This window comes from Agromyces larvae (assembly GCF_022811705.1).
GTDB lineage: Bacteria > Actinomycetota > Actinomycetes > Actinomycetales > Microbacteriaceae > Agromyces > Agromyces larvae.
Genome location: NZ_CP094528.1, coordinates 991,964 through 1,003,898 on the forward strand (window position 1 = coordinate 991,964; position 11,935 = coordinate 1,003,898).

Annotated in this window: 8 protein-coding genes; 5 read left to right on the forward strand and 3 right to left on the reverse strand. The window is 68.7% G+C overall.

What is annotated here, in order from left to right:
- Positions 1-69: 69 nt before the first annotated feature.
- Both MTO99_RS04605 and MTO99_RS04610 read right to left on the reverse strand, forming a co-directional pair.
- Positions 70-2,430, reverse strand: a complete 2,361-nt coding sequence (locus tag MTO99_RS04605; protein ID WP_243557378.1) for an ATP-binding cassette domain-containing protein — start codon at positions 2,428-2,430, stop codon at positions 70-72.
- Between the two features lie 127 nt (positions 2,431-2,557).
- A complete protein-coding gene (locus tag MTO99_RS04610; protein ID WP_243557380.1) occupies positions 2,558-5,038 on the reverse strand; it encodes a hypothetical protein in 2,481 nt (826 codons plus the stop codon).
- 257 nt (positions 5,039-5,295) lie between these two features.
- Here MTO99_RS04610 and MTO99_RS04615 point away from each other — a divergent pair, with 257 nt between their 5' ends.
- The 5 genes from MTO99_RS04615 to MTO99_RS04635 are packed head-to-tail and all read left to right on the forward strand — an operon-like array spanning position 5,296 to position 11,014.
- The gene (locus tag MTO99_RS04615) at positions 5,296-6,081 is read left to right on the forward strand and encodes an IclR family transcriptional regulator (RefSeq protein ID WP_243557382.1); all 786 of its coding nucleotides are present in this window, start codon (positions 5,296-5,298) and stop codon (positions 6,079-6,081) included.
- A 30-nt stretch (positions 6,082-6,111) separates the two neighbouring features.
- Positions 6,112-7,509 (forward strand): aldehyde dehydrogenase family protein, encoded by a 1,398-nt coding sequence (locus tag MTO99_RS04620; protein ID WP_243557384.1) that lies wholly within the window; start codon positions 6,112-6,114, stop codon positions 7,507-7,509.
- Positions 7,506-8,993 carry a sugar ABC transporter ATP-binding protein gene (locus tag MTO99_RS04625; protein ID WP_243557386.1) on the forward strand — a complete coding sequence of 496 codons (1,488 nt, stop codon included), beginning with the start codon at positions 7,506-7,508 and terminating at the stop codon, positions 8,991-8,993. Before MTO99_RS04620 ends, MTO99_RS04625 begins: the two co-directional genes overlap by 4 nt.
- A gap of 41 nt (positions 8,994-9,034) precedes the next feature.
- Positions 9,035-9,991 carry an ABC transporter permease gene (locus MTO99_RS04630; protein ID WP_243557388.1) on the forward strand — a complete coding sequence of 319 codons (957 nt, stop codon included), beginning with the start codon at positions 9,035-9,037 and terminating at the stop codon, positions 9,989-9,991.
- Positions 9,992-10,045: 54 nt separating this feature from the next.
- Positions 10,046-11,014: a sugar ABC transporter substrate-binding protein gene (locus MTO99_RS04635; RefSeq protein ID WP_243557390.1), complete on the forward strand. Its 969-nt coding sequence runs from the start codon at positions 10,046-10,048 to the stop codon at positions 11,012-11,014.
- A 300-nt stretch (positions 11,015-11,314) separates the two neighbouring features.
- Here the strand turns inward: MTO99_RS04635 and MTO99_RS04640 are convergent, their stop codons facing one another.
- On the reverse strand, positions 11,315-11,932 hold the full coding sequence (locus MTO99_RS04640; RefSeq protein WP_243557392.1) for a bifunctional 4-hydroxy-2-oxoglutarate aldolase/2-dehydro-3-deoxy-phosphogluconate aldolase: 618 nt from the start codon (positions 11,930-11,932) through the stop codon (positions 11,315-11,317).
- Positions 11,933-11,935 lie beyond the last annotated feature (3 nt).

The window sequence follows — 11,935 nt, forward strand, 5'->3', positions numbered from 1 at the left end:
GTCGAGTCGCCGGGCGCGGCGGCGGCGGGGCATCCGATCGGGTGATGATCTCCGAAGTCGGGGTGAGTCTCAGCCGCCGACGTACTCGGCGAGGTGCTGCCCCGTCAGCGTCGACTTCGCCGCGACCAGGTCGGCGGGCGTGCCCTCGAACACGATGCGCCCGCCGTCGTGACCGGCGCCGGGGCCGAGGTCGATGATCCAGTCGGCGTGCGCCATGACGGCCTGGTGGTGCTCGATCACGATGACCGACTTGCCCGAGTCGACGAGCCGGTCGAGCAGGTTCAGCAGGTTCTCGACGTCGGCCAGGTGCAGGCCCGTCGTCGGCTCGTCGAGCACGTAGACGTCGCCCTGCTCCCCCATCGCGATCGCCAGCTTGACGCGTTGGCGCTCGCCGCCGGACAGCGTCGACAGCGGCTGCCCGAGCGTGAGGTAGCCGAGCCCGGCGTCTTCGAGCCGGCTGAGGATGCCGACCGCTGCCGGCAGCTTCGCCTCGCCCGACGCGAAGAACTCGTGCGCCCGGGACACCGGCAGATCGAGCACCTCGGTGATGTCGAGCCCGCCGAGCCGGTACTCGAGCACGCCCGCCTGGAACCGTTTGCCGCCGCAGTCCTCGCAGGGCGTCTCGATGGTGTCCATGAACCCGAGCTCGGTGATGATCACACCCGACCCCTTGCAGGTCGGGCACGCGCCCTCGGAGTTCGCGCTGAACAGGGCCGGCTTCACCCCGTTGGCCTTCGCGAAGGCCTTTCGGATCGGCTCGAGCAGCCCGGTGTACGTCGCCGGGTTGCTGCGGCGCGACCCTCTGATCGCGCCCTGGTCGATCGAGACGACCCCGTCGCGGCCCGACACGGACCCGTGGATCAGCGAGCTCTTGCCCGACCCCGCCACGCCCGTGACGACGGTCAGCACCCCGAGCGGGATGTCGACGTCGACCTGCTGCAGGTTGTGCTCGTCGGCGCCGCGCACCTCGATGGCGCCGGTCGCGGTGCGCACCGTCGGCTTGATCGCGGCGCGGTCGTCGAGGTGCCGCCCGGTGAGGGTGCCGCTCGCTCTGAGCCCCGCGATGTCGCCTTCGTACGTGATCTCGCCGCCGTCGCTGCCGGCGCCGGGACCGAGGTCGACGACGTGGTCGGCGATGGCGATCATCTCGGGCTTGTGCTCGACGACGAGCACCGTGTTGCCCTTGTCGCGCAAGCGCAGCAGCAGCTCGTTCATGCGCTGGATGTCGTGCGGGTGCAGTCCGATCGTGGGCTCGTCGAAGACGTACGTGACATCCGTCAGCGATGACCCGAGGTGACGCAGCATCTTGATGCGCTGCGCCTCGCCGCCCGAGAGCGTGCCCGACGGCCGCTCGAGCGAGAGGTATCCCAGCCCGAGCGTGACGAACGCGTCGAGGTTGTCGCCGAGCGCGGTGAGCAGCGGCCCGGCCTCGGGGCGGTCGAGACCGCGCACCCACTCGGCCAGGTCGGTGACCTGCATGCGACAGGCGTCGGCGATGCTGATGCCGTCGATCTTCGACGAGCGGGCGCCCTCGGTCAGCCGGGTGCCGTCGCACTCGGGGCAGGTCGCGAAGGTCGCCACCCGCTCGACGAACGCGCGGATGTGCGGCTGCAGCGCGTCCAGGTCTTTCGAGAGCATCGACTTCGTGATCTTCGGGATGAGCCCCTCGTACGTCATGTTGATGCCCGAGATCTTGACCTTCGTCACCTCGCCGTAGAGGAAGAGCTGCCGCTGCTTCTCGGTGAACGCCGCGATCGGCTTGTCGGCGGGATAGAACCCCGACTGCGAGAAGCCCTTCACCATCCAGCCGTCGGCCGTGTAGCCCGGCACCATGATCGCCCCCTCGTCGAGCGACTTCGACTCGTCGACGATCTGCGAGAGGTCGAGGTCGGACACCGTGCCGCGACCCTCGCACCGCGGGCACATGCCGCCGAGGTAGATCGCGTTCTGCACGATCTTCTTCTCGCCGCTCGGCCCGACCATCACGCCGCTGGCTTTCTGCGTCGGGATGTTGAACGAGAACGCGGTGGGCCCGCCGATGTACGGCTCGCCCAGGCGGCTGAACAGGATGCGCAGCATCGCGTTCGCGTCGGTCACCGTGCCGACGGTCGAGCGCGGGTTCGCCCCCATGCGCTCCTGGTCGACGAGGATCGCGGTGGTCAGCCCCTCGAGCACGTCGACGTCGGGCCGCGGCACCGACGGCATGAACCCCTGCACGAACGCGCTGTAGGTCTCGTCGATCAGCCGCCGCGATTCGGCGGCGATCGTGTCGAAGACGAGCGAGCTCTTGCCCGAGCCCGACACGCCGGTGAACACGGTCAGCCGGCGCTTCGGGATCTCGACCTCGACATCCTTCAGGTTGTTCTCGCGGGCGCCCTGCACCCGGATCAGGTCGTGCGTGTCGGCGGGGTGGGATGCGGGCTCGGTCATCTTCCTCACGCTAGCGAATGCCCCCGACGTGCGGCTTCTCCATTCCTGATCGACCGCGGGGACGCGCCGCGCACGCAGTGGCCGGGACCCGTTCGGGCCCCGGCCACCGATCGATGCGCTCGGAACGTCAGGGCGTCAGGGTGAACTCCGTCGTCGAGGTGTTGCCGGCGACGTCGTAGACGACCAGCGTGTTCGTCCCGAGGACGGCCCCGAACACACCGGGTCGGACGAAGTTGAGATCGGACCAGGCGTTGTCGGAGAGGTTCTTCTCCACTCCGTTCAGGACCACCTTGTCGACCTTGCCGGCGTCGAACAGCTTGAACGACACCTTCGAGTACGACCCGTCGGCGCCGACCGTCTCGCCCGGCCCGGTCTTCACCGTCGCGGTCGGGGCGGTCTTGTCGATCACCACGGTCTGCTCCCGGGTCGTCGAGACGTTCCCGGCGAGGTCCTGGGAGTTGTACCGCACCCGGTAGGTGCCCTCCGGCAGGTCCACGGTCGCAGTGTGGCTGACTCTCGTCGCGCCGTTGCCGGCGGTCTGGGTGGACTTGACGAGCTTGCCGTCCTGGTAGACGTTGGCCACCACGCGTGCCAGGCCGTCGAGGTCGGTCGCGTCGACCTGGAGGTTCAGCCCCGTGAACGGGCCCTCCGCGGTCGGCGAGACCAACGTCGTCTCGGGCTTGGTGGTGTCCTCACCGGGAACCAGGAGCCTGATCGAGTCGATCGTCGCGCTTCCCTCGCCGGCGTCCGTGTACGGGTCGCCGATGATCGGGAAGTCGGGGTAGGCCGAGTCATCCGGCCACTGGTCGGCCCATTGCTGCTGTCCGTGGACTCCGTTCTGCACGAGCGCCCGGTTGTACCGCCCGTCGTACTGCTCGGGCGTGTTGTTGTAGTGCCAAATCGGCGTCGCGCCGCCGATGAACGGCGAGTAGAAGCGCAGCGTCTGGTGGCCTGCGTGCAGGAAGTCGCCCGTCACCTCGAGCGTGTAGCCCGTGGCGCTGCGCTCGACCGCGAACACGTAGTCGGAGTCGGGCATGATCTCAGGCTTCATCTCGGCGGCCGCGTACGGCGAGATCGGAACCGGGAGGCCCCGGGTGCACGTCGTGGAGAACCACTGCGAGTTGCCGGTGATCCCGCCCTTGCCGGGCGTGAAGTTCGGAAGCCCGTTGAACCACATGTCGATGACATTGGCGGTGCTGTCGCGGTAGTCGTAGGACGTGTTGTCGGCGGGGTTGCAGACCCGGCCGCCGCTGCCCGAACCGACTCGGTCGGGGTGCTGAGCGAAGGAGTCCATCAGGATCTTCCGGCGGTAGTGCCAGAAGTGCAGGTTGGCAGGCTCGGGGTTGTCGAAGTCGACGATCCCGAGGAGATGGAAGGCGTTGTATCCGAACGGCCCGTCGACCACGCTCTGCCAGGCGCAGGGGTCGGGGTTCGTCGGATCGCTGTTCCACCCGGGCGTTCCGATGCCCTCGGCGTAGGGGAACTGAGTCTTGCACTGCTCCGTCGGCGTGTACCCGTTCTCCTTGCCGTCGTAGAAGATGCTGCCGTTGCGCTCGCCGCCGAAGTCGAGCGTCTTGAGGTGGTACTCGAGCCGATACTCGGGCGGCAGCTTCTCGGTCGTCGTGACGAAGGCGCCGTCGTAGGAGTTGGGCGAGTCGATCCGGAGGGCCTTCTCGCCGGTGGACAGCTCAGTGGTCGAGATCCGCGGCGGTTCCTGCGGCGACCCAGCGCCCTCGGTGTCGCGTGCCGACAGCGTCGCGGTCAGCCAGCCGTCCGTGCCGAACTGCACGTTCTTGCGGTAGGTACCGAAGCTGTTGAGGACGTTCTCCTCCCACTCGGGACCGTAGTCGTTCTTCCACCAGTCGCCGGCGTCGTCCATGATCGTGTCGAACGGCCGGTCGTAGTCGTAGCGGACCCACTCGCTCTGATCGGTGTCGACCGCGTCGGCCTGGAAGTCCTCAGCGTGGAGCACCTTCCACTTCGTCGTCGGCGCGGCCTCACCGGCGGAACACGGCAAGGTGACGCCGTCGTCGTCCTCGATGATGGTCAGCGAGACGCTGTGGATCGTGGCACCGCCCGATCCGGCCGCCAGCCGGAAGTCGCTCCCGCCGTTCTGACGATTGGCGAACCGACCGTCGACGATGTTGTACTCCGCGGTCTGCCAGGTCTTCGTGTCGGCGCGCGTCACCGTCCCGGCGGCCGCGAACGCGCTGGCCCGGGAGTCGTACTGCAGCGTCAGGCCGTCCTTGCCTTCGTCGTAGTACTCGGCTCGGACGCACGCGACGTAGTCGCCGTCGTAGGCGATCGCATCGTCGATCCTCAGGTACAGGTACTTCGCGCCGGCGTTGGTCAGCTGGCGAGCGCTCTTGCCTCCGACCGTGACCGGCGTCGTCAGCCCATCCCCCTCCTCGATCTGGACGAGTCCGTTCGGCTCGTTGGGGTCTCCCAGCACGATCGATGCATCTGGGGCGTCCGGTTCTGCCGCCGCCGCGACGCTCGCGAGCCCGACCGGGGCGACGAGCGTGCTGGCGCACACTGCAGCGGTGGCCACCAGGGTCGCAAGAGTCACGCTCTTGTGCCTAGTCCTCATGGCGTTGTGCTCCTTCATTGCAGTCACAAGTTCGGGGCGGTCGACCCGGATTCATTCGACATATCCGAACAGGCGTCGACTATTTCGACTCCCGAGGGAGACGTTAGGCCGGAGCAGACGAGGCTGTCAACGAAGTCGCCCGCACCGGCCGATCCGAGCAATGCGAATCCAATTCGAAAGAGCCGTACGCCCGCTCCAACTTGACAGCGATGTCGGGTGCGCGTCAGAGTGTCCCCACGCGTTCGCAAGAGTAGAAGTGGATTCGAGCCATCCGAATGGAAAGCACGACAGGGAAGTCGACGAGCGTCGCAAAGGCCTTCGAGCTGATCGACGTCATCGCTCAGAGCGGCACCGACGGCGTGGGCCTGCGCGAGCTCGCCTCGCGCATGCACGTGGCCGTCAGCACAGCGCACCGCTACGCCACCACATTGCTCGAACTCGGCGTCGTCGTCCGCGACGGCACGGGCGTCTACCGGCTCGGCGTCAAACTGGTGCAGCTCGCGAGCCAGCACCTCAACGAGGACCTCTTCCGACAGATCGCCCATCCGTACCTCGTCGAGCTCGCCGAGATCAGCGGCGAGACCGCGCACCTCGGCGTGCGCCTCGGCGACCGCGTCGTGTACGTCGACAAGGTCGAGAGCGAGCAGTCGGTGCGGCTCGTCTCGCGCATCGGCAAGCAGGTCCCTCTGCACTCCACCGCGATGGGCAAGGCGCTGCTGTCGCTCATGCCGCGCTCCGAGCAGGAGGCGCTCCTCGCGGGCGACCTCGTGCGCCCGACCGACAAGACGCACGTCGGAGACGACCTGTTCGCCGAGCTCGACCGCGTGCGCGCCCAGGGCTATGCGCTCGATGACGAGGAGAACGAACTCGGCGTCCGTTGCATCGGCGTCGCGATCGTCAACGCGACCGGTGAAGCGGTCGGCGCGTTCAGCGTGTCGGCACCTGCGACGCGCATCAGCGCGGACGACTGGCGCGAATTCTCTCCGACCGCGCTGCGCATCGCACGCGAGATCGGGCGTTCCCTCGGTCGCACCGGATCCACCCGCGCCGTCGCGGGATAGCCACACCCCACCACACGGAGACAAGCAATCATGACCCTCACCACGATCGACGTCACCAACCCCGGTACTGGCGAGATCCTCGGACACATCCTCGACATGACCGAGGCGGAGGTGGTGCGCGCCGTCGAAGACGCCCAGGAGGGCCAGCGCGCCATCTCGTCGATGCCGTCGTACGAGCGTGCGCAACTCCTCCTCGCGGTCGCGCAGCAGATCGCCGACGAGCGCGACGACCTCGCGTTGCTCCTCGCCACGGAGAACGGGAAGCCGCTCCCGCAGACCGAGGGCGAGGTCGACGCCGCGATCCGGATCTTCCGCGGGTACGCCGCCGAGGCGACCCGCATCTTCGGCCGTCAGATCCCGCTCGACGCCGTGCCCGGCCTCGAGCGCAACCTGGCCATCACGGTGCGCGAGCCGCTCGGCGTCGTCGCCGCGATCGTGCCCTTCAACTACCCCGTCGAGCTGTACGCGCACAAGGCGGCCGCCGCGATCGCCGCGGGCAATGCCGTCATCGTGCAGCCGCCCTCGCGCTGCCCGCTCTCGCTCGTGCGCATCCAGGAGATGTTCGAGGCCGCCGGAGCACCGCGGTTCGCGCACCAGCTGGTGACGGGCGGCGTGCGCGTTTCGCAGGCGCTCGCGTCGCTGCCCGGCATCTCGGCCGTGACGATCACGGGTTCGACGATCGCGGGACGCGAGATCGCCCGCCGCGGTGCCGACACGTTCAAGAAGGTCCTCCTCGAACTCGGCGGCAACGACGCGCTCATCGTCTGCTCCGACGCCGACCTCGAGAAGGCGACCGACGCGGTCGTCCTCGGACGCCTCGCGCGAGGCAACGGCCAGATCTGCTGCGCCGTGAAGCGGGTCTACGTCGACGACGCCGTACACGACGAGTTCCTCGAGATGCTGCTGCCGAAGGCCGCCGCCCTCACCCTCGGCGACCAGCTCGACCGTGCGACCGACGTCGGCCCGCTCATCGCCCGCACGGCAGCCGAGTCGGTCGAGCAGGCCGTCGCCCAGCTCGTCGCCGACGGCGCGAAGCTGCTGAGCGGCGGCGCGCGCGAGGGCTCCTTCTACGAGCCGGCCGTGCTGTCGGAGGTCCCCACCGAGTCAGCCGCCTTCAATGAAGAGATCTTCGGCCCGGTCGCCCCCATCGCGCGCTTCACGAACGTCGACGAGGCCGTGCGCCTCGCGAACGCGTCGCCCTACGGTCTGCAGGCGGCCGTCTTCACTCGGGACGTCTCGCGCGCGTTCTCGATCGCGAAGAAGCTCGACGTCGGCGGTGTGGTCATCAACGGCTCGACGGCGCTCCGCGCCGAGAACCTGCCCTTCGGCGGCACGAAGGCCACGGGCGGGTACCGCGAGGGCCTGCACGAGACCGTCACCGACTTCACACGTCAGAAGACGATGATCGTCATGGAGGCGTTCGAGTGACGCTCGGGATCCACGGCGTCCACAAGTCGTACGGCCCGACCGAGGTGCTCAAAGGAATCGACATCGTCGGAGAGCGCGGACAGGTGGTCGCGATCGTCGGGGCGAACGGCGCCGGCAAATCGACGCTCATCAAGATCCTTTCGGGCGCCGAGGCGATGACGTCGGGCGAACTGCGGTGGGACGGCGAACTGCTCGATCTGCGCTCGCCGCACGACGCCGGCAGTCGAGGCATCCGGACCGTCTATCAAGAGCTCACCCTCATCAGCGAGCTCTCGGTGACCGAGAACCTGCTCATGGGCCAGCTGCCGATGAAACGCGGCTTCATCGACTGGTCGTCCGCGCACGTGCGCGCTCAGAGCATCCTCGACGAACTCGGCTTCGGCGACATCGACGCCCGTCAGCTGGCGGGCGACCTCACCGTCGCCCGCCAGCAGATGGTCGAGATCGCGAAGGCGGTCGCGACCGAGCCGAGCGTGCTCATCCTCGACGAGCCATCGGCCGTGCTCGCGGGCGGCGACCTCGAGTCGCTCTTCGCGCTCATCCGCAGGCTGCAGGCGCGCGGGGTCATCGTCATCTACGTATCGCACCGCCTCGACGAGGTCACCCACCTCGCCGACACGATCGTCGTCATCCGAGACGGCGTCGTCGTCGAGACGACCACACCGGCCGAGACATCCGAAGACGCCCTCATCACCGCGATGGCGGGGCGCCGTCTCGAGCGCATCTATCCCGAGCGCCGCGACGGGCACGCCGAGGCGATCCTCGAGGTCGACGCGCTCAGCCGCGACGGCGAGTTCGACGACGTGTCGTTCACGCTGCACGGCGGCGAGGTCGTCGGCATGTTCGGGCTCGTCGGTGCCGGTCGCAGCGAACTCGCGCAGTGCCTCTTCGGCGGCACCGCCGCCGACCGCGGCGCCGTGTCGATCGGGGGCGAGCAGGTCGAGATCGACCGCCCGCGCACGGCCATTCGCCGCGGCGTGGCGCTCGTGACCGAAGACCGCAAGCGATCGGGCCTCGTCGCCGAGATGACGGTGCGCGACAACATCACGCTCGCCTCGCTCAGCGACGACACCGTCGCGGGCATGATCAGCCGCAAGCGCCGCGATGTCCGCGTCGACGGCATGGTGGCGCGGTTCGACATCCGCCCGAAGCACTCGGCCGACATGCCCATCGGGCGCCTGTCGGGCGGCAACCAGCAGAAGGCGATCCTCGCCAAGTGGCTGTTGCTCGAACCCCGCGTGCTCATCCTCGACGAGCCGACCCGTGGCGTCGACATGGCCACGCGCGTCGAGATCTACCGCGTGATCGACTCGCTCGCCCGCTCCGGACACACGATCCTGCTCATCTCGAGCGACCTCACCGAGGCCATCGGCGCGACCGACCGACTGCTCGTCATGCACGAGGGCCGCATCGCCGGCCAGCTCACCTCTGCGAACACCACCGAAGACGAAGTGCTCGCACTCGCGATTGGAAAGACCCTGTGACCGTCGGCACCACGACCCCACCGAACACCCAGGAGCGCCGCGTGCCCCGCAAGTTCCCCAGAATCATCATCGCCAACCGCGACGTGACCGTCGCGATCGGATTCCTCGTGCTGCTCGTCGCGCTCGTCGTCGTCGCGTCGATCACGACCGAGACCTTCCTCTCCCCGCAGAACCTCACCAACCTGCTCAAGCAGATGGTGACGACGGGCCTGCTCGCGTTCGGCATGCTCGTGGTCATCCTGACGGGCGGCATCGACCTCTCGGTCGGCTCGGTCGTCGCGTTCTCGGGCATTGTGAGCGCCGGCCTCGTGGCGAACCTGCCGCTGCCGATCGCGCTCCTCATCGGCGTCGCGACGGGTGTCGGGTTCGGCGCCGTCAACGGCGCGCTCGTGGCCGGATTCAGCCTCGCGCCGTTCGTCGTCACCCTCGCGACGCTCACGACGATCCGCGGTCTCACGTTCGTCTACTCCGACGTGCCGATCGCGCCTGAGGACCCGAGCTTCTTCTGGCTCGGCACCGCCTCGCTCGGGCCGATCCCGCTCACGACCGTGATCATGCTCGTGATCTTCCTCATCGGCGGCGTCTTCCTCACCCGGACGCCCGCCGGCCGTGCAATCGTCGCGATCGGCGGCAACCAGGAGACGGTTCGCCTGGCGGGCATCAGCGTCAAGAAGCACCTCGTGCTCGCCTACACGATCAGCGGCCTGTGCGCGGGGCTGGCGGGCGTCATCCTCGCGAGCCGCGTCGGCATCGCGCAGCCGAGTGTGGGCGTCGGGTTCGAGCTCGACGCGATCGCCGCGTGCGTCATCGGCGGCGCGAGTCTCGCGGGCGGCAAGGGCTCGGCGCGCGCCACACTCGGCGGCGTGCTCGTGCTGGCGCTCATCAACAACCTGCTCAACCTCTACGGCGTCCAGAGCTTCTGGCAACAGGTCCTCAAGGGCCTCATCATCCTCGTGGTCATCATCATCCAGGCGCGCTCGCGTCGCGGACGAGCCTGACCGCGCGGCACCACCCTGCACCACTGCACCATCCCCAACGAAGGAGAAAGACACATGCACATCACACGCATCAGCGCTCTGATCGTCGCGGGCACGGTCGCCCTCGGCCTCAGCGCCTGCGCGTCGGATTCGGGCGGCGGCTCCTCCGCCGGCGACGACTCGTACACGATCGGCATCGCGAACTTCACGCTCGACGGCCCCTACTTCAGCGGCATGGACAAGGCGATCAAGGACGAAGCCGAGAAGCAGGGCGCTGAGACGATCAGCACCGACGCCGACGGCGACGCCGCCAAGCTCGCGTCGAACGTCGAGGACCTCATCAGCAAGAACGTCGACGCAGTCGTCATCTCGGGCGGTCCGCTCGAGTCGGCCCCCGCGGTGCTCAATTCGCTCTCGGCTGCGAGCATCCCGGTCGTCCTCGTCGACCGGAAGTTCGCGACGGGTGAGTACACGAGCTGGATCGGCCCCGACAACGAGCAGATCGGCGTGCAGAACGGCGAGTACCTCGAGTCGATCCTCCCCGACGGCGGTAAGGTCGGCATCATCAAGGGCGGCCCCGCCGACAACAGCATCGGCCTCGCGCGCACCAACGGCCTGAAGTCGGTGCTCAGCGAGAACGCGGCGTTCTCGATCGTCGAAGCGCCCGACTTCGGCGGCTGGGGCTCGGACGGCGGCCTTTCGGTCATGGAGAGCCTGCTCGCGACCGACCCCGATCTCGCGGCGGTCTTCTGCGAGAACGACGCCATGTGCCTCGGCGCGCAGCGCGCGATCGAGAATGCGGGCCTGAGCGATCAGATCGTGATCGCCGCGGTCGACGGCCAGCTCGAAGCCCTCGAGGCGATCGCGAAGCCCAGCAACTACGTCGTCACGGGTCTCAACAGCGCCGACGAGATCGGCCGCCTCGGCCTCAACCGCGCCCTCGAGATCCTCGCCGGCGAGGACGTCGAGAAGGACACGGTCGTGCCGTCGCCCCAGATCACGAAGGACAACGCCCAGGAGTTCATCGACAAGGGCACGTTCTGAGCTCCGGCTCGAACGCGATGGTTCGCCGCTGACGAGTCGTCTCGTCGTCGACTCGGAATCGTCGAAGGCCTCGGAGGGTCCGCAGCGCGGATGCTCCGAGGCCTTCCTCGTCTCACACCCCGAAGTGCGCCCCGGATCCGAGCGCGCGGCGTTCGGCCTTCAGGGTTCCGCCTTCGGGTTCAGCGTTCGCAGGGGGTCGGGCTTCGCGCTTCGGGGTTCGGCGTTCGGGCTTCGGCGATGACGCCTCGGTGCGGAGGGCTCGGCACCGCCGCTCGTCGCTGCGTCGAACGGGGCCGGATGCTACGACGCGATGCCGACGCGTGCGACGAATCGTGCGAGGTCGTCGGCGTCGAGCGTGAAGAGCGCGGTGCCGATGCCGACCGCGATCGCGCCTGCGTCGAGCCAGTCGCGGGCGGTCGCGGGGGTGATGCCGCCTGTCGGCATGATCGCGAGGTCGGGCAGCACGTCGCGTACGGCCTTGAGGTGGCCCACCCCGACGCTCGCGGCTGGGAAGAGTTTCGCGATGCCGGTCGCGGCGCCCGCTTCGCGGAGCTCGCCCGGCGTGAGGCCGCCTTGCACGAGAGGCGGGGCAGCCTCGAGCACGGCCTCGGGAACGGGGAACGGCGAGACGAGGAAGTGCGCGCCGAGATCGGCCGCCTCGCGGGCGATCCCGGCCGAGACGACGGTGCCCACCCCGATCGCGAGGTCGACGTATCGCGGATCGTCGAGGGTGTCTTGCAGCACGCCCTGCCACCCGGGCACGGTCGCCGTGAGCTCGACGGCGCCGAACCCGGCGACACGGCTCGCCTCGACGAGGGCGCGGAGCTCGTTCGCCGTCGCGGGGCGGAGCACGGGGACGACCTTGGTGCGTTCGAGCAGCGCGCGGAGCGCGACGGACGAGAGGGCGGAGAGGGTCATGCG